The organism is Serratia sp. Je.1.23.a, from assembly GCF_051129805.1.
In the GTDB taxonomy this organism is placed as follows: Bacteria; Pseudomonadota; Gammaproteobacteria; order Enterobacterales; family Enterobacteriaceae; genus Serratia; species Serratia liquefaciens.
Genome location: NZ_JBCPSR010000001.1, coordinates 1,571,732 through 1,595,031, shown reverse-complemented (window position 1 = coordinate 1,595,031; position 23,300 = coordinate 1,571,732). Strand labels below are relative to the sequence as shown.

The 23,300-nt window shown below is 56.3% G+C and carries 22 protein-coding genes; 15 read left to right on the top strand and 7 right to left on the bottom strand.

Translation table 11 applies throughout. The annotated features are described in order from the left end of the window. Positions 1 to 88 precede the first annotated feature (88 nt). Both AAZT04_RS07680 and AAZT04_RS07675 read right to left on the bottom strand, forming a co-directional pair. Complete coding sequence (locus AAZT04_RS07680) at positions 89 to 2,446, bottom strand: TonB-dependent receptor domain-containing protein (RefSeq protein ID WP_434679491.1); 2,358 nt, start codon at positions 2,444 to 2,446, stop codon at positions 89 to 91. A gap of 320 nt (positions 2,447 to 2,766) precedes the next feature. Further along, complete coding sequence (locus tag AAZT04_RS07675) at positions 2,767 to 4,227, bottom strand: serralysin family metalloprotease (RefSeq protein WP_122080616.1); 1,461 nt, start codon at positions 4,225 to 4,227, stop codon at positions 2,767 to 2,769. Positions 4,228 to 4,537: 310 nt separating this feature from the next. Between AAZT04_RS07675 and AAZT04_RS07670 the strand changes: the two genes are divergently transcribed. The 4 genes from AAZT04_RS07670 (at position 4,538) to AAZT04_RS07655 (ending at position 6,805) form a co-directional block, all read left to right on the top strand. Then, a complete protein-coding gene (locus AAZT04_RS07670; protein ID WP_041414553.1) occupies positions 4,538 to 5,032 on the top strand; it encodes a TIGR00645 family protein in 495 nt (164 codons plus the stop codon). Positions 5,033 to 5,272: 240 nt separating this feature from the next. Continuing rightward, on the top strand, positions 5,273 to 5,728 hold the full coding sequence (gene fabZ, locus AAZT04_RS07665) for a 3-hydroxyacyl-ACP dehydratase FabZ (protein WP_046373579.1): 456 nt from the start codon (positions 5,273 to 5,275) through the stop codon (positions 5,726 to 5,728). Positions 5,729 to 5,765: 37 nt separating this feature from the next. Then, positions 5,766 to 6,554, top strand: coding sequence for a spermidine synthase (locus AAZT04_RS07660; protein ID WP_129940585.1), 789 nt, complete (start codon positions 5,766 to 5,768; stop codon positions 6,552 to 6,554). Between the two features lie 56 nt (positions 6,555 to 6,610). Further along, positions 6,611 to 6,805 carry a ribbon-helix-helix protein, CopG family gene (locus tag AAZT04_RS07655; protein ID WP_012145111.1) on the top strand — a complete coding sequence of 65 codons (195 nt, stop codon included), beginning with the start codon at positions 6,611 to 6,613 and terminating at the stop codon, positions 6,803 to 6,805. Positions 6,806 to 6,841: 36 nt separating this feature from the next. On the opposite strand, the gene AAZT04_RS07650 is transcribed toward AAZT04_RS07655, so the two are convergent. Next, complete coding sequence (locus AAZT04_RS07650) at positions 6,842 to 7,930, bottom strand: oxidoreductase (protein WP_334647333.1); 1,089 nt, start codon at positions 7,928 to 7,930, stop codon at positions 6,842 to 6,844. Between the two features lie 223 nt (positions 7,931 to 8,153). On the opposite strand from AAZT04_RS07650, the gene AAZT04_RS07645 reads away from it, so the two are divergent. From AAZT04_RS07645 to AAZT04_RS07635, 3 genes are all read left to right on the top strand, one after another. Further along, complete coding sequence (locus AAZT04_RS07645; RefSeq protein ID WP_046373581.1) at positions 8,154 to 9,227, top strand: sugar ABC transporter substrate-binding protein; 1,074 nt, start codon at positions 8,154 to 8,156, stop codon at positions 9,225 to 9,227. Positions 9,228 to 9,236: 9 nt separating this feature from the next. Beyond that, entirely contained in the window at positions 9,237 to 10,484 is a 1,248-nt protein-coding gene (locus AAZT04_RS07640; protein ID WP_115058848.1) for an LVIVD repeat-containing protein, read from the top strand. An 82-nt stretch (positions 10,485 to 10,566) separates the two neighbouring features. After that, positions 10,567 to 10,968: a VOC family protein gene (locus AAZT04_RS07635; RefSeq protein WP_129940583.1), complete on the top strand. Its 402-nt coding sequence runs from the start codon at positions 10,567 to 10,569 to the stop codon at positions 10,966 to 10,968. Here AAZT04_RS07635 and AAZT04_RS07630 read toward each other — a convergent pair. After that, positions 10,947 to 12,383, bottom strand: a complete 1,437-nt coding sequence (locus tag AAZT04_RS07630) for an MFS transporter (RefSeq protein ID WP_129940582.1) — start codon at positions 12,381 to 12,383, stop codon at positions 10,947 to 10,949. The two genes, AAZT04_RS07635 and AAZT04_RS07630, sit on opposite strands and share 22 nt — an antisense overlap. Positions 12,384 to 12,570: 187 nt before the next feature. Between AAZT04_RS07630 and AAZT04_RS07625 the strand changes: the two genes are divergently transcribed. Then, positions 12,571 to 13,434, top strand: coding sequence for an alpha/beta hydrolase (locus AAZT04_RS07625; protein WP_048758990.1), 864 nt, complete (start codon positions 12,571 to 12,573; stop codon positions 13,432 to 13,434). Here the strand turns inward: AAZT04_RS07625 and AAZT04_RS07620 are convergent. Together AAZT04_RS07620 and AAZT04_RS07615 are read right to left on the bottom strand one after the other, a co-directional pair. Beyond that, positions 13,427 to 14,602: an MFS transporter gene (locus AAZT04_RS07620; RefSeq protein ID WP_234530264.1), complete on the bottom strand. Its 1,176-nt coding sequence runs from the start codon at positions 14,600 to 14,602 to the stop codon at positions 13,427 to 13,429. The genes AAZT04_RS07625 and AAZT04_RS07620 overlap by 8 nt on opposite strands. A gap of 2 nt (positions 14,603 to 14,604) precedes the next feature. Further along, positions 14,605 to 15,774, bottom strand: coding sequence for a serine hydrolase domain-containing protein (locus tag AAZT04_RS07615; protein ID WP_115058851.1), 1,170 nt, complete (start codon positions 15,772 to 15,774; stop codon positions 14,605 to 14,607). A gap of 123 nt (positions 15,775 to 15,897) precedes the next feature. On the opposite strand from AAZT04_RS07615, the gene AAZT04_RS07610 reads away from it, so the two are divergent. The 6 genes from AAZT04_RS07610 to AAZT04_RS07585 all read left to right on the top strand — a co-directional run bounded on the left by AAZT04_RS07610 (position 15,898) and on the right by AAZT04_RS07585 (position 22,288). Continuing rightward, a complete protein-coding gene (locus AAZT04_RS07610) occupies positions 15,898 to 16,785 on the top strand; it encodes a LysR family transcriptional regulator (RefSeq protein WP_048758992.1) in 888 nt (295 codons plus the stop codon). 225 nt (positions 16,786 to 17,010) lie between these two features. After that, positions 17,011 to 18,330 carry an MmgE/PrpD family protein gene (locus AAZT04_RS07605; protein ID WP_048758993.1) on the top strand — a complete coding sequence of 440 codons (1,320 nt, stop codon included), beginning with the start codon at positions 17,011 to 17,013 and terminating at the stop codon, positions 18,328 to 18,330. A gap of 17 nt (positions 18,331 to 18,347) precedes the next feature. Continuing rightward, a complete protein-coding gene (locus tag AAZT04_RS07600) occupies positions 18,348 to 19,685 on the top strand; it encodes an LLM class flavin-dependent oxidoreductase (RefSeq protein ID WP_048758995.1) in 1,338 nt (445 codons plus the stop codon). Between the two features lie 16 nt (positions 19,686 to 19,701). Further along, positions 19,702 to 20,616, top strand: a complete 915-nt coding sequence (locus AAZT04_RS07595) for an ABC transporter substrate-binding protein (protein WP_048758998.1) — start codon at positions 19,702 to 19,704, stop codon at positions 20,614 to 20,616. Then, positions 20,613 to 21,530, top strand: a complete 918-nt coding sequence (locus tag AAZT04_RS07590) for an amino acid ABC transporter permease (protein ID WP_020826836.1) — start codon at positions 20,613 to 20,615, stop codon at positions 21,528 to 21,530. Before AAZT04_RS07595 ends, AAZT04_RS07590 begins: the two co-directional genes overlap by 4 nt. Continuing rightward, entirely contained in the window at positions 21,527 to 22,288 is a 762-nt protein-coding gene (locus tag AAZT04_RS07585; protein ID WP_020826835.1) for an amino acid ABC transporter ATP-binding protein, read from the top strand. The genes AAZT04_RS07590 and AAZT04_RS07585 overlap by 4 nt, the downstream gene beginning before the upstream one ends. 44 nt (positions 22,289 to 22,332) lie before the next feature. On the opposite strand, the gene AAZT04_RS07580 is transcribed toward AAZT04_RS07585, so the two are convergent. Next, positions 22,333 to 22,467, bottom strand: coding sequence for an AcrZ family multidrug efflux pump-associated protein (locus tag AAZT04_RS07580; protein WP_020826834.1), 135 nt, complete (start codon positions 22,465 to 22,467; stop codon positions 22,333 to 22,335). Between the two features lie 502 nt (positions 22,468 to 22,969). Between AAZT04_RS07580 and osmB the strand changes: the two genes are divergently transcribed. Further along, positions 22,970 to 23,182 carry an osmotically-inducible lipoprotein OsmB gene (gene osmB, locus AAZT04_RS07575; RefSeq protein WP_020826833.1) on the top strand — a complete coding sequence of 71 codons (213 nt, stop codon included), beginning with the start codon at positions 22,970 to 22,972 and terminating at the stop codon, positions 23,180 to 23,182. Positions 23,183 to 23,300 lie beyond the last annotated feature (118 nt).

Here is a 23,300-nt window from a genome sequence, read left to right as displayed (position 1 = left end):
CTCCTTCAACGGGAGATGGATGACCAAGCCGCCCTTCACTGACAAAAGGCGGCATAAGGAACGTTATGGGTTCATCCACCGGATGGGCTTAGAAATCCACGTTTACGCCTAACTGGAAAGTTCTCCCCGGCATAACGGCCAACGCATTATCGTAAGCATCCTGTTGAGTCGAGTCCGTGAGTTCGCGGCTGCTCAGGTAGTCACGGTATTTTCTGTCGGTGATGTTATACACACCGCCACTCAGCTTCACATTGCGAGCCACCTGCCAGTACGCGGACATATCCACCAGGCCATAACCCGGCACGCGCAAATATTCCGTGGTTGCGTCGGTGAGCGTACTGCCGCTGGCGTTGTTGTAGCTTTCGCGGCTGGTGGCCGTTGCCTGCTTGCCTTTAACGAAGGTCGCCGTCGCCGCAGCGCCGTAGCGTTTCGCCGGATCGTCCCACGCCACGCCGACAATGGCCTTCATTGGCGCAACGCTGTCGATATCGACATATTTATCGCCGGAGTAACTGGACTTGGACTTGCCCTGGTTATACCCCAGGGCAAAGTTGGCGCTCAGGCCGTTAACCTGCTCAAACCAGGTGCCAAAATTCAGCCGGGTGCTGATTTCACCCCCGTAGATGTAGGCCTTGTCGCGGTTTTCTGCCTGATAAATGGTGTAGATATTGGACGGCACGTTAGCAAACTTGTCCGGACTGCTGGCGCGCTGATAGCGGGTATAGGCAATGAAGTTTTTATAGGTGTTGTAGAACAGCGAGGTGCGCAGGGTCACGCCTTCGACAACCTCTCCCTTCACGCCCCATTCCAGGTTGTTGCTGGTCTCGGTATTCAGATCGGCGTTGCCGATCAACGCATACTGCGCGGTGCCTGCGTAGCTGGAGCCGAGGTTCCATGAGCCATAAAGTTGGCTGGCGTTCGGGAACTGCGCACCGCGTTTGTACTGGAGATAACTCATCAACGTCGGCGTCAGATTGTACTGGAAGCTGAGTGACGGCAGGACCTGGGTATCGGTGTTGCTTTTGCCGTACAGCGTTTCCAACTCGGACTCCGTCAGCACCGTGCTGCCGGTAGTCAGGCTGCTCAGGTTCTGCGGCTTGGTGCTTTGGTGAGCCACGCGCACGCCCGGCACCACCGCAAAGCCGTGCCCGTCGAGATCAAACTGGATCCTGTCCTGCACATAACCGCCCAGCACATAGCTGCGACTGTCGGACTCCGGCTGCATGATGGCGGTAAATGCACTGGGTGCAGGCTCTTCACGGAACGGTCGCTCGGTATCGGTCAACCTTGCATTGAGTCCCCCGCTCAGCGTGTGCCGTCCCCATGTTTTGGCTATCTGGGTTTCAAAACCATAGGTGTTGACGTTGTAGTCGGAATAAACCCGTTCCATGCTGCCAGTGCTGGTGGGCATATAGGTGTTGTCATGCGCCTGAGTCTGTTGGTAATAGACTTTTGAGGTCAGGGTATCGACAAAATCGTTGTACGGCGTCCATTCATCTTTCAGGCTCACTCCCCAACGGCGCGTATTGCTTTGCTGTTGGGCGGTCCCCAGAATGGCGCTGCCGGCCGAGTTCCAACTGTCGTAATGGGTGTGGTTGGTTTTGTCATAGTAATCCACCGTGCCCGTGAGTTTGTGTTCGTCGTTCGATTGCCAGATACCGGAGGCCATCAGCGCATTGGTGTGCCAGTTGGCCGGATAGGCCTGGTGGGTGCCGCTGTTATTTCGCGTTTCCTGGCCGTCACGGCGACTGTAAACAAACACCCCGCGCAGTTGTTCATCGCCCGCAGCGGCGGTAATACCATTGTGCCAGCTGCGATTGGACGAATCGTAATCGCTCTGGTAACCAAAGTAGGTCTGTTTGGTGGGGGAAAGGTACTGATCGGCTGATTTCGGTAAAAACGAAACGGCGCCGCCAATAGAAGTATTACTGCGTTCAATCGAGGTTGCGCCCGATTCGATCTCCACCTGGCCGTACATGTAAGGGTCGATATAGTCCCTGCCGATGCCAAAGGTATTGAGCCCGGCGCGGCTGACGTAGCTGCGTCCGGTGGCATCAGGCTGTGGAATGCCGTCGACGTCCAATCCGACGCGATTGCTCTCCAGGCCACGGATGTTATAACCGGTATACCCGCTGCGATCGAAACCGCTTTTCCCCGATGATGAGCCCCCGCTAACACCGGTGGCACTGATCAAGGGTTCGTAGCGCATAATCGAGCCGAAATCATTGCCCCCTTTGTTCTGCATGTCTTGCGCGGTAATAGTGGTGATTGTCCCCGATTTATTTTCAATAACCGGCGCCACTACCGTTATTTCTTCTTCACTTTGCGTGGTCTTTTCTAATGAGGTTTTCTTAACTTCCGCATTGGCGTTAAAGGCACTGGCGATTAATGCGCCCCATAAGGCGGAATGCCCGATAATTCCCCGGCAATTAAAAGTTCTGCACATGTGTTAGCCCTGCATTAATTATTAGTATTCGCTCGCAGTTGCTTCGCCACTCGGGTTTAACCGAGTTAAAAGGGATTAAAAGAAATTAATAATGCTAAAATAAAGGTCTTTCTTCGCAGACTCAGTAAATTGATAATAATGACAATGCTTACCATAAGCAACGTCGTTATAACCTTATTAAATACATTGATGAGATACTTCCAAACCGTTTACGAAATCCTTACAAAGCGGCGTCGGTAGCCGACGTGGCGAAGAGACATTGTGGGACGCAGGGGAATAAAACCGTAATAAAACGGTGGGCATAACCCACCGTGACAGAATTAAACAATAAAATCAGTGGCGGTATTTGCCTGGCCTACGATATTAACCAGGAAGTCCGGTGTCGCATGACCACTTATATTCAATGCCAATTCACTAAAATCACTTTGTGAATTATACGTCAACGTGGCCTCACCTGCCTGACCGCTGAAGCTGTCAACGAAATGAATAAAGTCGGTACCGTTATCGCCCTGATTAAAGAAAGACAGGTCAATCTTGTCGATACCGGTTTCAAAGTCGAGGATCTTATCCGGCGATTTGAACGGTGAATCGCTCACGGCGGAGAAAACAAAAATATCACTGCCGCTGCCACCGGATAACTGATCCTGCCCACCGCCACCGTAAATAACGTCGTTCCCCGCGCCGCCCTGAAGAATATTGGCGGCGTCGTTGCCGACAATGACATCATTCCCCGAACCGCCAATGGCGTTTTCGATGACAGCGCCTACGGCGATGGAAATATTGCCCTTCAACCCGCCAACGTCAGAGAACGAGCCTTCGGTCAGATTAATACGCTGGTCTTGCGAGTACCCTGAGAAATCAAGGGTGTCGTTACCGCCCGCATCCCAGACGGAGAAAATCAGTTTCTGGCTGCTGTCCGTCGCGGTGTAGAAATCTCTGCCGGAATTAGAGTTGAATCCATATACCGTGTCACCGGTGCGCGTGGTGGTATTGGCACCATATAAATACTGAATGGCAGCAATATCATCGACCAGCGGAGCCGCGGAATAATAACCGCCGTGATCGCCACCGGTGACAGATTCATCCCAATAGCTCATCACGCTGAACTGGCGAGTATCTTCGGCGTAGGTAGCCTTGGCATAACTCGGGCTTTGTCCGGCATTGTAAACCCCTGGATGATCCAACCCCAAAGTGTGCCCCAATTCATGGGTGATGCTCAGGCGGCCATAGTTGCCCAATTCAGGATGTAAATTGGCATAAACACCATCACGGGGATCTGCATAGTCGTAATTAATATTGAACCAGCTTTGACCGTCGGTATTATGCCCGCGATAATCCGTACCTGCGCCGGTAAAAGGTTTAATCGCATAAGCCTGACCGTCGCCCTCATAATTACCAAAGGTAATGTTGGACTTTTGCCCTGGGGCTACCTCGACGAAATTAAGGTTCGCCACATCGGCCCAAGACTGCAGGGAAAGCTTGGCCTGCGCTTTTTGATCGGCGGTAAAGGCACTAAGGCCGGTGTCTTGGCTGGCAAAGCGACCATTTAAATTGCTTTGATTATAATCCCAATCCGGGAAGGAGTAAGTGACGGTGGCGCCTTGGCCGAGGACGTGAGTTCCATTCCAGGTTTGTTCACTGCGCGCTATTTGCTTGCCTGCCGCTGCTATATCAAAAGAAGGCTTATTATTAATGGTTAAACCATTGCCTCTATTATGGTAATTCAGCAAATCATTAACACTATCCCAACCGTTGGTTTTTCCATTTAGGGAATTATCCATATCCATCTCCATTAGGTTAATTCATTTCCGTTATATATAATTCGCTCGCGATATAAAAACCCACTGCAATGTCATTATGCAGCATTTAAAGGCTAGTCTGATTTTCGGATAGCTCAATATATATTGATAAAATATTTTTTTGCGGAGTAAATAGCTTAAAAACACGCAGTGATTAAAGGGGCTTATTTCTTTCCCATGGAATTCCCACATTCCGGCGAAATCCCCTTTCAATCCTCGCGGGCTCTCTTGGCTTTTGGCGGGCCTCTTGCGTTATACTGTGCCCCACTTTTTGTAACGAACTCAGATGACTATGGAACGCTTTCTAGAAAATGCCATGTATGCCTCCCGTTGGCTACTTGCCCCGGTTTACTTCGGCCTGTCCCTGGCCTTGCTGGCGCTGTCGATTAAATTTTTCCAGGAGATATTCCATGTTCTGCCGAACATTTTCTCCATAGCCGAAGCGGATCTGGTTCTGACGCTGCTCTCGCTGGTCGATATGGCGCTGGTTGGCGGCCTGCTGGTGATGGTGATGTTCTCCGGCTATGAAAATTTTGTTTCGCAGCTGGATATCAGCGAAAACAAAGAGAAACTGAGCTGGCTGGGCAAGATGGATGCCACCTCTCTAAAGAACAAGGTGGCCGCTTCAATTGTCGCCATTTCCTCCATTCACCTGCTGCGGGTGTTTATGGACGCCAAAAACGTGCCGGACAACAAGCTGATGTGGTATGTGATCATCCACCTGACCTTTGTCCTTTCGGCTTTTGTGATGGGCTACCTCGATAAGCTGACGCGCTACAAAAACTGATCCCCCTTAGCCGCCGCTCTCCTGCTGGCGGCTAACGTCCTCCCCCTCGAAACACGCAATATCTTCAACAAGTTGTAATTACTGGCGTTTGAATCGGCTGACGTTATTCGCTGTTTTTCAACCCAGAAGGCTTTCATTTGGTGCATCTGATGATAATAACATTATAATGTCATTACACTTCGACCGGCACAGAGGCCCACGCAAGCTGAGCTTTGCCCGCTGACAGGATCCGAAACCCACATGCCGCTAAATGGTAATCCACTGCAGTACCAGGATGTTCAATCTATCCTGCCACACCGTTTTCCCTGTCTGCTGGTTGACCGCATCCTGCCTGCCGGCACTTGCGTTGCCGAAGGCCGCCTTAGCGCCATCAAAAATATCACCGCCAACGAACCGACATTCTGGACCGGCCATCATCAGATGACGGTGTTTCCCGGCGTATTGATGGTGGAAGCGTTGGCGCAAACCACCGGTCTGTTGGCGCATTATTTTCTCAGCCCGTTGCTGCCAGGCGAGCATTACTATTTTGCGGCCATCCATCGCGCCCGTTTCTATCGTTCGGCACGGCCCGGTGACCAACTCTGTATGGAAGTGACATTTGTCCGACAGCGCTCCGGCATTGCCCGATTCTCTGGCCGTGCGTCGGTCAATGGCCGCAGGATCTGTACCGCAGAATTTATGTGCGCCCGTAAGTAAGGCTGCCTTTTTAGGATGGAGGCTCGACGAAACTACTATGTCATTGGTTGATAAGCTGCTAAATAGCCTGGATTTCTCCCCTCGCGGTCAGGTGATTGCACGGGAGTTGGATCACTGCGGCGAAATTATCGTCTCCGATCACAAGGGTTACCGCACCCTGCGTTTTGACGGTATCTGCGAACAGAGCAAAATGTGCATCAGCGCGCCGCAGGTGCCAGTTCATAACTACATCAAAACCATGCTGATGGCGGTCGCCTGGCAGCCCCCCGCCTCGGCACTGATCCTGGGGCTGGGCGGCGGTGGCCTGGTGCGGGCGCTGCACGCCTATGATGCCAATATGCTGTTGGAAGTGGTGGAATTGCGCCAGGCGGTGGTATCCGTCGCCCGCCGATACTTCACTTTGCCTACCGTTCATAACATCACCATGCACATCGCCGATGCCGCGGATTTCTTGCAAGCCCCCGCCCAGCGGCGCTATGACCTGATTTTTTCCGACCTCTACAGCGCCTTTACCATGGATCCGCAACAGGGCACACAGGCCTTTTTGGCGCAGTGCGCCGAGCGGCTTTCGGATCCAGGCTGGTTAGTACTGAACTACCATGAAGTGCCGGATGAGGGCTCACTGCTGTATCACAGCTTACACCGGGTGTTTAACACGGTTCTGTACTGCGTGGCACCCAGCGGCAACGTGATTATCTACGCTGCGCTTGCCAATACCGAAACGCCACTCAGCCTGCTGCGCCGCCTTTCCGCTGAGGTCGGGCCAAGCTTTAGCTGCGATCTTCGCTACCTGTCACGCAAAATTGAACGGCTGCACTTTAGCTAAGGCGGTATTGCCGCCCTGCTATTATCATTTGATTATCATCCTCTGGAGCAATCACCATGGAAAAGAAAACGGCGCGTCTGACCGTCCTCATCGACCCAGACAAGAAAAAAGCCCTGGAAGAACTCTGTCTGCAACAGGACGTGACCCCCTCTCAGGTGATCCGTCAGTTGATACGTGACTATCTGCACAAGCACCAGGTGGAGTATCCCAGCCAGCCGACCCACTCCAATCCTCGGGTGGACAACGCCTGACGTCAGATGACGCACACCCAGCGCCATCCGTACCCCTCAACGATGGTGTGACTCCACAAAGCTAAGCGCAGCGCGCAAGCTGGAATCGTCGATCGTGATCGGCAGCAGATGAATCGACTCGCCCTGCTGCAGGGTGCGTTCGATCAGCCGTTTAATTTGCGCTTCATCGTGGATATCCACCTGCAGCGCTGCCAGGCTGACCGGTAAATCCAGTCGCCGGTAAAGCGCAATCAGTTGCGCCACGGTTTCCGGTTGCCCCAACAGTGCACTCTGCACCAGAATGCCGTACGCCACCTTGGTGCCATGCAAGAAGGCATCGGTTTGCGGTAGCGCGGTCAACCCGTTATGCACCGAATGCGCAGCGGCGATGCGGGTATAGCGATCGCCCAGTCCCCCCACCAAACCACCACCGGCGATAATCGCCTCCAGCACATTAAGGAAGTCCTGACTCAATTGTCCTTGCGCCTGTGCCTGCAACGCCGCCTCGCTTTGGTTGAGCAATACGTCGCGCAGCGTCAGTGCGGTATTGAGGCCCAGTTGCACGGTTAACGGCAAACGTTCCGGCTGCGGACTCAGCACCACCGCTTCATACCATTTCGCCAGGGTGTCGCCGATCCCAGCCAGCAAGTACTCCTTTGGAGCACGCAGGATAATTTCCGGCTCGACCAACACCAGATGGTTGGCATCATGGAAAATCTCATAGCGCAATGCTTGCCCCTGGTCGTTGTACCACACCGAGAGCGGCGTCCAGGCGGCACAGGTAGCGGCAATGGTCGGGATCGCCACCAGCGGCAGCCCTAAGCGACGGGCCACCACTTTGGCCGTGTCCAACACCGCACCGCCGCCAACGCCGATCACCACCTGCCGATCCGCGCCGGCCTGGCGCACGATATCCTGCACGGTGCTCTCGCTGCAGTGGCTGTTAAACAGCACCCGACGAGCATCGGCGTCGTCGAATACCGCCGGTAACCAGGGTTTTGCCGCCGCCAATGCGCGCTCACCGTACACCCAGAGCGCCTTGCTCAGCTGTTGCGGGGAATAAAACTGCGCCAGTTGGTCAATGGCTCCGGGGAATGCAAAATAGTTGGCGGGGCCGGCGACCACGCGGATGGAGTTATCACTCATGCTCAAGTCCTTATTTTATCAGCTATTGCCATCATAGGGGTGAGGACGCCAATCACTAATACTCTTTTGCATTAGCTTATGTTTTTTCGTTCATTGTCATCCGCCGGTCGGCCATGGAAACTGGCTGCCTCAATTCATCCTTTCAATAAAAAGCCATCCCAATGGTGACGATGAATTGTCCTCTCGCTTTTTAATGATGCTTAACCATGCAGGGTAAAACTCAATGAAATTGTTCAACACCTCACTTCTGGCGCTCAGCCTGTTCGCCGTGTTTCCCGCATTATCCGCCCCCACTGCCGCCCCAATCCCGGCAGCGATAGCGAATCATCAGGGGCCGATCCGCATTGCGGTTATCCGCAATTTGGGTTCTGACGACAATACCACGCAGTTCGTATCCGGGGCGGTGCAGGAAGGCCGCAAGCTCGGCTTTCAGGTCAATACCTTCCTGACCAACGGCGACGACGCCAAATTCCAGGACTTCGTCAATCAGGCCATCAGCCAGAAGTACGACGGCATTATTCTGTCTCAGGGGCGCGATCCTTACTCAACCGCCCTGCTCAAGCGCATCGCCGACAGCGGCATCGCGGTGGCCGCCTTTGATACCGCCGTGCAGGGCGAAATCCCGGGGGTAACCATTACCCAGCAGGACGACGCTTCGTTGACCGATCTTTCGTTTGGCCAACTGGTAAAAGATTTCAACGGTCAGGCGAATATCATCAAGCTATGGGTCGCGGGGTTCCCGCCCATGGAGCGGCGTCAAGCGCAGTACCAGAAACTGCTTAAACAACAGCCCGGCATCAAAGAGCTGGAATCCATCGGTGCGGTGTCCTCCGACGTTCAGGGCGATACGGCCAACAAAATTGGCGCGATCCTGGCCAAATACCCGAAAGGCAAAATCGATGCCATCTGGGGCACCTGGGATGCGTTTAGCCAGGGGGCCTACAAGGCCCTGCAGGAGAATGGCCGCACCGAAATCAAACTCTACAGTATCGATATCTCCAACCAGGATCTGGCGCTGATGCGCGCTAAAGACAGTGCCTGGAAGCTCAGCGTGGCGGTGGATCCCAAGCTGATCGGCGCCGTTAACCTGCGCCTGGTGGCCAATAAAATTGGCGGCGAGAAAACCCCGGCAACCTATGAATTTAAAGCTGCGGCAATCCCGCAGGCCCTGCTGCTCAGCCATCCGGCGGCCACCAACGTCGCCTCGCTGGCGAAAGTGATCCCGGACTGGGGTAAATCAGACGATTTCATCGCTCCTTGGTTCGCCACGCTTGAAGCGCAACAGGCTAAGAAATAAGGAGCGATGATGGCAACGCAACCCCTTGTGCAGCCCGAATACAGCCGCAATATGCGGCTGATCGGTCACAGCGATCAGGGCGGCAGGCCGGACGGCGTACAGGTGATGGTTCATCGGGGCTATGCCTATATCGGCCATATGGTTTCGCAGGGCTTTTCCATCGTCGACGTACGCGATGCGAAGGATCCGAAACCCGCCGGCTTTGTCCCTGCGCCACCCGGCACCTGGAATGTGCATTTACAGGCGCATGACGATTTGCTGCTGGTGATTAACGCCCGGGATTTATTTGCCGACGTCCGCTTTGCCGATGAAAAAGTCTATTACACCCGCGCCATCAGCCAGACGGTATCGAGCAGCGATCTCCGCGGCTGGAGCGCCGGGATGCGTATTTTCGATATTTCCACCCCGGACCGGCCACGGGAGATTGGTTTTCTGGCGCTGGAAGGCATCGGCGTACACCGCATCTGGTACGTGGGCGGGCGCTGGGCTTACGTTTCGGCGCTGATCGACGGCTACAGCGACTACATTTTTTTGACCGTCGATCTGGCCGACCCTTGTCATCCGCAAATCGCCGGGCGTTGGTGGCTACCGGGTATGCACAGCGCCGGGGGTGAAACGCCCAACTGGCCGGAGGGCAAGCGCTACGCTTTGCACCATGCGATCATCAGCGGCGATACCGCCTATGCCAGTTGGCGCGACGGGGGGCTAACCCTGTTGGATATCAAGGACCGCAGTCAACCGCAGTTAATTGCCCATCGCAACTGGAGCCCGCCGTTTGGCGGCGGCACCCACACCGCACTACCGCTACCGGATCGGGACCTGCTGGTAGTATTGGATGAGGCGGTGCTCGACAACCAGCAGGACGGCGAAAAGTTGATCTGGCTGTTTGATATTCGCCAACCGACCAACCCGGTGAGCATCGCGACCTTCCCACAGCCGGATGAACGCGATTACGTCAGCAAAGGCGCACACTTCGGCCCCCATAATCTGCATGAGAACCGTCCTGGCAGCTTTATCAGTTCGACGCTGATTTTCGCCACTTACCAAAATGCCGGCGTTCGCGCTTACGACATCAGCAACCCTTATCAACCGAAGGAAACCGGCGCTTTGGTTCCCGCTGCGCCGCAGAGGATGATGGACACACGCCCCGATCGTCCGCAGGTTATTCAGTCGTGCGACGTATTTGTCGACGCTCAGGGGATCATTTACAGCACGGATTACAACGGCGGTTTGTCGATCATTGAATATCTGGGCTGAAAATTCAGCGCCGCGTCGTTCCTTTTGGGGCTATTAAGCCTAAGCTGAAGGAACGTGTAAGCAGGGACAAATAAGGGAAACTATGTTTAGTCATATCACCGTAGGCGTCAGCGATCTGGACAAAGCCGCTGCATTTTACGATGCGATTTTGCTGCCACTGGGACTCAAGCAACGCCCGGTCACGCCCGATGGCGGCCCCGGGGCTCGTTGCTGGGTATTGCCTGATCGGACATTGCCGCGTTTTTACGCCTACCAACCTTATAACCGACAGCCGGCCAGTGCCGGCAACGGCAGTATGGTGGCGTTCACCGCCCAGAATGAACAACAGGTTCGGCAAGCCTATGCCGCCGGGCTGGCGGCGGGCGGCACATCGGAAGGTGAAGCCGGCGAGCGGACCCATTACGGCAGGGGATATTTTGGCGCTTATCTTCGCGATCCGGACGGCAACAAAATTCATATCGCCTACCGGGGCGACCTGCTGTAATCATCCTCGTGCGGGCGGACGCCACCGTTTCTGGCAGCCATCACCAGCGCAAACGCCGCCAGCGCACCGGCGACCAGGTAGGTTATCTGCATGCCATTTGCAACGGCGTGCGACGAAGCCAACTTGATATCGCCGGTGTGGGTTGCCAACATAAATAATGTCCCCATGGCCGATGCGCCGGTGATCAACCCAAGGTTGCGCGAGAGGTTGATCATGCCCGAGATCACCCCACGCTGCTCGGGGGCGGCATGCTTCATCAAGGCCGTATTGTTGGCGACCTGAAAGAGCGCATAACCCAGCGTCATCAGGCACAGCGGTGCCACGTAGCCGAACACGCCCTGATTCAGCGACATCATCGACATGATGCCTGCCCCAACAGCCATGGTCGTCAGCCCCACCAGAGTGATCCTTTGCGCTCCGAAGCGATCCACCCACCGGCCGGCCGGTACCCCGAGCAACGCGGCCACTATCGGCCCCGCCGACATCGCCAGTCCCGCTTGCCCAACCGCCAAACCCAGCCCATGCGTCAGATAAAATGGCCCTACCACCAGCGTCGTCATCATAATGGTCATTACCAGCGCACTCATCGCCAACCCGACGCTCAGACCCGGTTGGCGGAACAACGCCAACTGGATCAGGGGAAGCGTCGTGCGCTTTTGCAACCGGACAAATAACCCCATCCCCAGCGCCGCGCCCAACAACAACGTCAGGTTAACGACGCCAAAGTCACCGCGCCCCAACGTCATCGACAGCGCATAGCAGGCCAGCGTTACCCCAAGCAGTAAGGTCCCTGCCCAGTCAAACCGACCGCGTTCTTTTTGCCGTTGCCGTTCATCCTGCGGCAGGGAGCAATAAACCAGCAGAAAAGCCACTACGCCCACCGGTATGTTGACCAGAAACATCGCCCGCCAGCCGAAAGCCAATATCAGTGCGCCCCCCAGCGAAGGGCCAAGCGCCGTGCCGATGGCCGACATGCTGCCCAGCAATCCCATGGCACGGCCGGTATTTTCTTTACCCACCGTCTCACCAACCAGCGCCATGGTCATTGCCATCATGACGGCCGCTCCCAAACCTTGCGCAACGCGCGCCGCCAACAATAGCCAGATGTCCGGCGCAAAAGCACACAATCCGGACGCCAGGGTGAACAGAGCAATCCCCGTCAGCAACAGGCGGCGGCGCCCCATCCTGTCCCCCAAGCGGCCCATGGCAATAATCGACGTGGTAACGGCCAGCAGGTAGACGATAACTACCCATTGTACCGCCTGAAAAGAGCTGTTGAACGCCTGCGCCAGCGTCGGCAAGCCCACGTTGGCAATGCTGGCGCCCAGCGAGGAAACCAGCATCGACAAAGAAAGGCTGGCAAGGATCCCACGCAAATTGACTGGCGGGCTGGCGTGTTGGGTTATTGACTTCATGTTGCTGACTCCTGAAAGAACCTGTCAGTAGCCTATGCCGTCCAGAGAGCAGGCGGAAGGCGCAGCAAATGCAGTTTATTAGTGCACCAGGCGCCATGTCACGGCGGACCTGTACCCGCATTAAGAAGCAAACGTCAAAACGGCTTCAGGTAGATGATGAGGACACCCCCTCAAGGAGAGATAGATAATGAAAATCGACCTGCTGTTTGACGATCTGTCGATGCGCGCCGTGCAGTACAACGCCCGTGCCTCGGTAGAAGATTTTGACGCCTGTATGGCGCAATATGAACAACTGGCCACGCAGGCCAAAGCGCAGACGCCGGGGATTTACGATATCCACTACGGGATGGGCGTCGCCGAGCGCCTGGACTTGTTCCCTGCCGCCAGACAACCGTCACCGCTGTTGGTGTTTATTCACGGCGGTTATTGGCACTCCCAGCGTAAGGAAGAAGCCTGTTCGATGGCGGCAACTTTCACCCAGCATGGCGTAGCGGTCGCTACGTTGGAATACACCTTGCAACCTGAAGCCACGCTGGCAGAAATCGTCCGAGAGGTTCGTAGCGCAATAGCCTGGCTTTACCACCACGCCGGCCAGTACGGCATCGACCCAGAACGCATCTTCGTCAGCGGCAGCTCGGCCGGCGGCCACCTGTGTGGCATGCTGATTGCCGATGACTGGCAGCACCTGTATCAGGTGCCCGTCAACGTGATCAAAGGGGCGCTGGCGCTGAGCGGCCTGTACGACATACGACCGCTGTGCGATATCTACATCAATGACTGGATGCGCCTGACGCCTGAGCAGGCGGCAACCCTCAGCCCGCTGTTTATGCTGCCGGAAAAGGCGCATGCGCCGCAGATCCTGCTCGACGTCGGCGCCAAAGAAACCCAGGGGTTCAGAAACCAGACGCTGGCTTACTTCGCCGCCTGCCGAGAAAAAGGGCTGAATGTGGCGCTGCTGGAAGATCGGCACAACAACCATTTCACGCTGGTTAACGAGTTGGCCAACCCCGACAGCATCCTGTTCCAACGCGTTATGGCAATGATTAAGTGACGCCGTGAGTCACTGCGGCGCCGATTCGAGGGTAGAGCCTGATTTTAAACGCGATCGTCACCGTCGCCAGCGCCGCGAACACCCCACCGGAGAGCATGATGCCCTGCAGCCCCACGGCATCAATAAAGCCGCCGCTGACCACCGAACCCAACGCCACCCCCAGATTGATAAAGGCAATATACAGCCCGGTGGCGAATTCCGGTGCCTGCGGCGCTTCGGCCGTCAGCCACATTTGTGTCACTATCAAACCGCTGGTATGCGCCGCCCCCCAAAACAGGCAAAGAACGATCATCGTGCCCAGATGGGTGCTGCCGTACAGATACAGCAACCCATAAGCCAGCGCCAGCACCACTGGGTGCAATAAGGTGGCCGCGAACCGGTGACGGTTCAGTAATTTCCCCGCCAGCAGATTGCCGGACACGCCGCCCAAGCCAAAAATCACCAGTAGCAAGCCAACCCTTGGTCCACTGATGCCAATTTCACCACTCAGGTATTCGGTGGCATAGGCATAAACGGAAAACATCGCAGCGAAGATCAGCACACAGGCAAGAATATTCAGCCACAGCGCACCGCTGCGCAATATTGCCAACTGCTTGCCATATTCCATTCGCTGGGGGGCACTATCAGGCAGGCAGAAAAATAAGCCGATACCCGCCAGCAGGTTAACCAGGGCACAAAACAGGAAAGAGGCCTCATAGCTGAACTGCCCGGCGATCCAATGCGTCAAGGGGATCCCCAGCACCATGCCCATACTGGTGCCGACAAAAGCATAAGCCGTCGCCCGCGTCACCTGCTGTTGGGGATACAACGAAGCCGCCGCCACCATCGCCAACGCGAAATATATCGGGTGGAACAGCGCCGGTAAAATGCGCAACACCAGCAGGGAGCCGAAACTGGCCGCATAAGCCGAGAGCACACTGGTCACGACAAATACGGCCAGTGAAATCAGCAGCATGCGCTTACGGTTAAACCGTGAGGCCAACAGCACCAACAGTGGCCCCAGCAAAGCAATCGTTATCGCGAAAACCCCCACCAGCCACCCTGCCTGCGAGGCTGAAATTGCGTAACGTTCCATGATCAGCGGTAATATGCCCACCACGCCAAATTCGATGCAGTACACACCGAACAGCCCCAGGGCAATGAAAAAAATCGGCGACAGAATTTTCATCATCATTGGTCTCCTGCGAGAAGCGGTAATCCGTCATATACCGCCTGGCAGAGTTCCCCGACAAATGCTCCCGCCATCCCTTCCAGCGCGGTATTGGTAAAAGCCACGACGCTGAGCTGCCGGGCCGGATCGACAAACCAGGAATGGCCGTACGTCCCGCCCATACGCCAGGTACCTACCGATTCCGGCGTCTGGGCCGCCCGCGGATCTTTCAATACGGTGATCCCCAGCCCAAAACCGCGCCCCGGCCAGAATGGCATCGGTAAATCGCCGATCTGGTTGCTGGTCATGACCGTTACCCACTCTTCGGGCAGCAATGGTGCGCCGCCCCGACGCAGGGTTTCCAGCAAACGCAGAAAATCTTCCGCCGAACCTACCATGCCGGCCCCGCCTGACGCATAGGCGCTGGCATCCAGCGCCCTGGCAGGTGAAAGCTTAAAACCGTCGGTGCCGTCAATAAACTCGATGCGATCCGGTTGTTGCAGAGGCCGGGGCTCGGGGTAATGGTTAGCGTAAGCCACTGTCAGCCGCTGCGCATCGTGGGTACTGAACCCGGTATCTCGCATCGCCATCGGTCCGGTCACCAGATGTGCCACCGCTTGTGCCAACGGCAAACCACTGGCTTGTTCAATCACCGCACCCAGCACATCGGTGGCAATCGAGTAGCGCCATTCGGTTCCTGGTGCTGCCTGCAGAGGAGCCGAGGCAATACGACGCACATTTTCCGCCAGGCTAAGCGGATCGTCATCCATACCGTCGGAAACTCCCGCCTGCGCATAGGATCCATGCTCAGGTTGGAAAAAGCGGTAACTCAGCCCTGCGGTGTGGGTCATCAGATGACGTACGGTCACTAAGGGTTGCTGGCCGTCCGGCGTACGCGGCCGGAACGACGGCAGCCAGCGCACCACCGGGTCTTCAAGCCGTAAACGCCCTTGAGCCATCAGCACCAGTGCCGCCGTGGACAGGATCGGTTTGGAGACCGAAGCCAAGCGAAACAGCGCATCGATGCGCATCGGTTTGCCCGCCTCTCGATCCGCCATACCGGCCGCACGACGATAGACCTGCTCGCCGCCCAACGCCACCAACACCACTGCACCCACCAGCCGTTTTTGTTCCAGCGCCAGATCGATGGCCTTATCAATAGCCTTGGCATCAAGTTTGTATTTATTCATTAGCCATACCTCAGGTTGACAGCGAATTCTGTCAACCCCGAGGATAGGTTGTGGCGAAAAGAAGAAAAACAGGCTAGATTTCCCTTCATAACGGACATTAACGTCCGTAATAGGAGGCACGAGATGGATAATCTGGCCGGGATCTCCGCCTTCGTTCAGGCGGCAGAAGCGCTCAGTTTTGTCGAGGCCGGACGCCTGTTGGGCGTATCCGCTTCGGCAATCGGTAAAAGCGTTGCCCGATTGGAGGCCCGTCTGGGCGTGCGATTGTTCCATCGCAGTACCCGCAGCATGACTTTGACGGCCGAAGGTCGGCTTTTCTTGCAGCGTTGCCAGCGGATCCTCGGAGAAATGGCGGCGGCGGAACAGGAACTCAGCGACACTCGCAGCGCCCCGCGTGGCAAACTTCGCGTCAGCTTGCCCCTGGTCGGCGGACTGCTCAACCCGGTGCTGGCGACGTTTATTCGTCGATATCCCGAAATTGAACTTGAACTGGACTTTTCCGACCGTCGTGTTGAGGTAATCGAGGAAGGATTCGACGCGGTGATCCGTGTTGGGGAAACGGAAGACTCAAGATTAATGAGCCGCCAACTGGGCAGTTTTCATCTGCAACTGGTCGCTTCGCCCGCCTATTTGCGTCAGGCCGGCACACCACAATGCCCGGACGATCTGCGTCAGCACGCCTGCTTGCTGTACAAATTCCCCACCACCGGCAAAGTCGAAGCCTGGCCGGTAATGGACTGGGATAAAATGCTCGGCGACGGTCTGCATGCAAGCGCAGTGTGCAACAGCGTCGATACGCTGATCTATTTGGCAGAACAGGGCCAGGGCATTGCCTGCCTGCCTGACTTTGCGGTAAAGCAGTCGCTGGCTGAGCAACGTCTTCAGCAACTGCTCGGTGCGCATTGCCGGCACACGGGCAGCTTTAAAATTCTCTGGCCCTCCAGCAAGCACCTGACGCCCCGACTGCGGGTGTTTATCGATCTGCTGAGTGAACAACTTTTCCCGCTTTAGCGCCCTTTTTTCTTAAGCCAAATGGCGACTTTGCTTTGCCTTAAAATGACTAAGCCAGATGCCCCGCGGTATTGAGCCAGCTTTATTGCCGGGATCGGCATCCACCATATTCCATTTTGAAATATGAAATTTCCGTTCGTTCTTTCGGGGCTAATGAAATCGCCACACAATGAAATCTGAATCGCAGGCCGGCGCATAACCGCATAAAAAATCAGGTTTTATATCTTGTCATCGCTCATAACCGCTCAATTTGCCCATTTGGTGCTGGATAGCCGGCCCGAAGCATCAGCCCTGTCGGCCGCCCGCCTTGGGCTGATAGATTATTTTGCCTGCGCGTTGCCGATCGCCCAGGGCGTACTCACCGACAGCGGCCTGGCAGCGGTAAAAAAAGTGTTCCCGCCTGCCAGTGCCGAGAACCGTGCGCTCTATTTCGGCTATATCAGCCATTCGCTGGATTTTGACGATTATCACCCCGCGCTGCGCGGGCACCCCAGCACGGTGGTGCTCTCTGCGCTGCTGGCATTGACCGACGATAACCCCGACGTTGACGCGCTACTGACCGCCTATGTCATTGGCGTAGAGGCAGCCGGGCGACTGGGGCTGGCTGCCGGTACTCAGCACTATCAGTTGGGATTTCACAGCACTGCCACCCTTGGTGCCGTTGCCGCCACTGCGGCGGCGGCACGCTATTTACACCTCACGCTGCACCAAACGCAGATCGCCCTTGGGCTGGCGGCCACCCAGGCCGCTGGGCTGCGCAGTCAGTTCGGGTCAGCCGCCAAGCCGTTGCACGCAGGGATCGCCGCTCGGGCGGCAGTCAATGCCGTGCTGCTGGCGCAGCTGGGTTTTGCCGGGCAGCCGGAAGGCGTGATAGACAGCCTGTTGAGCTCGCATGGCGACGGACGGCAGCGGCCCGAGCTGTTGACGGCCGATTGGGGGGCGCCGTGGCGTATCCTGCAACCGGGGCTGGAATTTAAACGCTATCCCACCTGCGGCGGTACCCACAGCGCTGCGGAGGCCGCATTTATCCTGCGCGAACGCCTGCTCGAACAAGGCATTGCCGTCGAGGATATTTCCGCTGCCATCGCCAAGATCCAGGTCAGTTTTCCACCCGGTGCCGATACCGCTCCCTATATTCGCCGCCCGTCAACCGGCGTTGAGGCGCGTTTTAGCCTGGAATACGTCATCGCCGATGCGTTGTACAGCGGCAGCGTGCCGCTAATGCACTACGGTGAGGCCCCCGTTGACCCAAATATTTCAGCCCTGGCGGCACGGGTTGAACGCCATGCCGACCTGACGGCACCGCCAGACGAGCTGGATGCGGAGTTACGCTTCCACCGCGTCACGCTAACGCTGCACGACGGCCGCCAGTTAAGTGACATTGTCACAAGAAAGCAAACCGCCGCCCGACAGACCGACGTCGGTGCGAAACTGCGCAGCATCCTGCTATTGCTGCCGCATTTGAACGGTGACCGCGTGATCGAGGACTGCGCGCTAACGCAGCCCGCCGCGCTGAGCCGTTTAATCGAATTATTAAACCAATAATAAATATAGGAATAATTATGAGTACTTCACCTTCAACACCATCGCGTCAATTACGTCTCGGCCTGTTTGTTCAAGCTCTGGGCCATCACGTCGGCGGCTGGCGTGCCGAAGGGGCCAGCGGCTCGCCTACGGACATTGACTGGTTCACCTGGATCGCCCAAAAGGCCGAAGAAGGCACCTTTGATATGTTCTTCGTCGGCGATGCGCTGGCGACCAGCGTGCACCGCTTGCCTTCCACCCTGTCCCGCCTGGAGCCGCTGACGCTGCTGGCGGCGCTGGCGGTCAGAACCCGACACATCGGCCTGGCGGCCACCGCCTCCACCACTTTCGACCAGCCTTTCCACCTGGCGCGCGCCATGGCCTCTATCGATCACATCAGCCACGGCCGCGCCGCCTGGAACGTGGTGACGTCATTCTCCAGTGACGCGGCACGTAACTTCAGCCGTGACGATCTGCCTTCGCACGCAGAGCGTTATGAAGTGGCACGAGAGTTTCTCGAAGCCAGCTACAAGCTGTGGGACGGCTGGGAGGAAGGGGCTATCGTACGTGACAAGCACAGTGGCGTGTATGCCATTGACGAGAAAATCCACGCGGCCAACCACCAAGGCAAGCACTTCTCGGTGCAAGGCCCGCTGAACATTGCCCGTTCGCCACAGGGGCGCCCGGTGATCATCGAAGCCGGTTCTTCGCCGGCCGGACAACAGCTGGCCGCAGAGACCGCCGAGGTGGTGTTTACCGCCGCCGCCACGCTGGAGGAAGGCCAGGCCTTCTATCGCAGCCAGAAGAAATTTGTCGCCGATGCCGGCCGCAACCCGGATCACCTGCTGATCCTGCCGGGCGTGATGCCGATCGTGGGCCGCACCAAAGCCGAGGCGCAGGAAACCTGGTATCAGCTCAATCAACTGGTGGATATCGATAACGGCATTGAACAGCTTTCCGCCCGCTTCGGCTTCGATCTTAGCGGCTTCCCGCTCGATGGCCCGGTACCGGACGTCGGCGCGACCGAAGGCGGCCAGAGCCGGGTGAAGCTGCTGACCGATCTGGCGGCACGCGAAAACCTGACGCTGCGTGAACTGGCGGCGGTTGCTGCCGGTTCGCGCGGGCATCGCGTGGTGGTGGGAACCGCCGAAGAGATCGCCGATGACTTCCAGCTGTGGCTGGAACAGCAAGGTGCCGACGGCTTTAACATTATGCCTGCGGTATTGCCGAATCAGTTGGAACTGTTCGTCGAACTGGTGATCCCGGAGCTACGCCGTCGCGGCCTGTTCCGCGAGGAATATCAGTATTCAACCCTGCGTGAAAACCTGGGCCTGCCGCAACCGGCAATCAACTTCGCTAACGTAAAATCGGCTTAATTCGCAGGGGAACATGATGAAAACCAACCTCAAACGCACCGTACTCTCCCTGCTGCTGGCCGGCGCTACCTTGGCTCCGCTGGCCGTTGGTTATGCCGCTGAAGGCGATGTGCCCTTCCGCGCCGCGGTAAAAGCCAGCGCCGATCCCGCACTGCACGACAGCCTGCCGGAAGCAATAAAAAAAGCCGGTTACATCGTGGCGGGCACCAACCCCAATACGCCCCCGACCACCTTCTATGAAGCCGACAACAAAACGCTGGCCGGGCGTGAAATCGACGTGATGAGCGCCATCGCCGATCGCCTCGGCGTGGCAATCCACTGGAAGGATACCGGCGGCTTCGACAATATCATCCCCGGCCTTAAATCCGGCCGTTATGACGTTGCCCTGGCCAATATCGACGCAAACAAGAAGCGCTTCCAACAGGTCGATTTTGTCGGCTATTACAACGCGTCCAAGCTGGCGCTGATCGCCCGTAAAGATGCCGCCCTCGGCCCTTACACCGAGCTGGCGCAGCTTTGTGGACAAACCGTCGGCGCCGGGGCGGGCACTTCACAAATTACCCGCTTGCAGCAGGCCAGCGACAGCTGCGTCAGCGGCGGAAAACCGGCGATCACCATTCCGATTTTCCCCGACCGTCCGGCCGGTGTTCAGGCCGTAATCAGCGGACGCGTGCCGATGTTCTTTGGTCCGTATGAAGGCCTGCGTTATCAGGCTACCCACGTTAAACCGCTGGCGCTGGCAGGCGACATCAACATTGAAGGCACCACGGTCGCCATCGCCTTGCCGAAAGGTTCCGACCTGGTGAAACCGGTGCAGGCGGCGCTTAACTCGCTGATTGCCGACGGCAGCTACCAGAAAATCCTCGACGGTTGGGATATCGGCTTCGGCGCAGTGAAAACCGCTGGCATCAATGAAGAGATTGCAAAATGAATGGGCCACAAGCGACCGGTGATGCCGAACTGCGCATCGTCGGTCATCGGCATTATGGGCGCTGGTTCAGCGCCCTGTTGGTGCTGCTGATCGTCGGCATTATCGCCAATTCGATGCTGCATAACCCTCGCTTCGAATGGGCGGTGGTGGCGGAAAACTTTACCGAAGCGTCGATTATCAATGGCGTGATCATGACGCTGAAGCTCACCGTGATTTCGGTGATCTTCGGCTTCGCCGGGGGCGTGCTGCTGGCGTTGATGCGTCTGTCGGCCAACCCGGTGCTGGTGGCGGTGAGCTGGTTTTATACCTGGTTCTTCCGCGCGGTGCCGATGCTGGTGCAGCTTTTCCTGTGGTACAACATCGCCGCACTCTACCCGCGCATCAGTCTGTGGATCCCCTTCCTGGGTGAAGTGGCCAGCGCTCCGACCAACACCATCATCAGTACCTTCAGCGCGGCGGTGATCGCCCTGGTGATGCATCAGTCGGCTTATGCGGCGGAGATTGTGCGCGCCGGTATCCAAAGCGTCGGCAGTGGCCAGCTGGAGGCCGCCAAGGCCTTGGGGTATCGCCGTGGACAAATCCTGTGGCGCGTAGTTTTACCGCAGGCCATGCGCACCATTTTGCCCCCTGCCGGCAATGAGGTGATCGGGCAGCTTAAAACCACTGCGGTGGTGTCGGTGATTGCCCTGCAGGACGTGCTCTATTCGGCGCAGATCATCTATCAGCGCACCTATGAGGTGATCCCGCTGCTGTTGGTTGCCACGTTGTGGTATCTGGTGATGACCTCGATTTTGTCGATCGGCCAGTACTATGTTGAACGCTATTTTGGTCGAGGTAGCCAGGCGGTGCGCAGCAACTGGCTGTTCCGTCCCCGCAAAGCCGCATCCAGTCCGTCACAGGAGGCACAATCATGAGCGCCGCCATTCAGATCAACCAGGTGCGCAAGTCATTTTCCGGCACCGAAGTGTTGAAAAATATCAGCCTGCAGATCCCGGCAGGCTCGGTAACGGTGATCCTCGGCCCTTCCGGTTCGGGGAAGTCGACCTTGCTGCGCTGCATCAATCACCTGGAAAAACTCGACGGCGGAACCATTCGGGTGGGCGAGCAACTCATCGGGTACCGCCAAAAAGGCAACCAGCTGTATGAACTGAAGGAACGCGAAGTGGCCGAACAGCGTAAAAGCATCGGTATGGTGTTCCAACAGTTCAATTTATTCCCGCACCGCACAGTGCTGGAGAACGTCACTGAGGCCCCGCTGCTGGTCAAAAAGGAAAAGAAAAGTCTGGTGGTGGAACGGGCAAAAGCGCTGCTGGCCCGCGTCGGGCTGGAACATCGCATTCACGCCTGGCCACGCGAGCTTTCTGGTGGACAGCAACAGCGAGTGGCGATCGCCCGCGCCCTGGCGATGACGCCAGAGGTGCTACTGTTCGATGAGCCCACTTCTGCGCTCGATCCCGAATTGGTTGGCGAAGTGCTGCAGGTGATGAAAGGCCTGGCGCACTCTGGCATGACTATGGTGGTGGTGACGCATGAGATCGGTTTTGCCCGCGAAGTGGCGGACCAAATCATCTTTATGGATCAAGGAAAAGTGGTAGAAACGGGGACGGCAAAACAGGTGCTGGATGAACCGGTACATCAAAGAACGCGTGATTTCCTGGCAACGGTACTTTAAACCTGCATCGGGGGGCATTGCGCCCCTCGAACATTATTTCAGCGTCAGCTCTTTTTCCCGCCCACGGCAGAAAACAGATTAAACAGTTCACCCAAGCCATAAATCGAGCCAAGCAACAGGGCTATCATTACCGGCACCATGATCACCACGGTGGCCAAACTCTCTAGTATTTCTAACATCGTTGTCTCCTGGTTTTTAAGCAGCAAAAAGCCTGCCCAGAAAGGAAAATTTCCCTGGAATTTCTTAAGGTTATTTTTGCTTGATTTCAATCTGTGATGCAGATCACAACTCAGTATCGCTAATGTAACTTACACAGTTGCATTACCGCAATGCAAAAAAATGCTCTCTGTCAGGGACAACCAGCACCAGAAGCAGTGGCGCCAACACCCAGCGGTATCCGTACGCCAATGCAGGCCGGAACGCGTCATAGCCCATAACCCTCGGCCTTAGGATTTTTAACGCGTTTTAAGGATTATCCAACCTGCCCCAAGAGATAACAGGCTGGCGATTTAATCATCACCCCAAAGTAAAATGGCGATTAAATAAAATCCGATGGCACAAAATTAAGAATATTTACCTGTTCTATTTTCTTTCGGCAGAATACATTCATCTCAACTTCTACTGGCCGATTAATCAGTGCTTTCTTTGTCTGTTAATTAGGCAATTTATCAGGAAACTCTTATGAACCTTAAACGTGCCGCAGGCGTGATGGTTATCATCATGGCAACACTTTCTGTCACCGCATGTGGGAATATGTCTCACCGCGATCGCAACACCGCTATCGGTGCCGGCGTTGGCGCCCTGGGTGGCGCAGTATTGACCGACGGCAGTACGCTGGGTACCTTGGGCGGCGCAGCGCTGGGCGGTATCATCGGCCACCAAACCAGCCGTTAATATTTTTAAGCCGGGTTGTTTTCAATTGAAAATACCCGGCCGAATTTATTTTATTCGCCACGCATTGGTGCGTCAGATTTTCTTATTTTATCGAATTAATCAGATTGTCTTATCTATA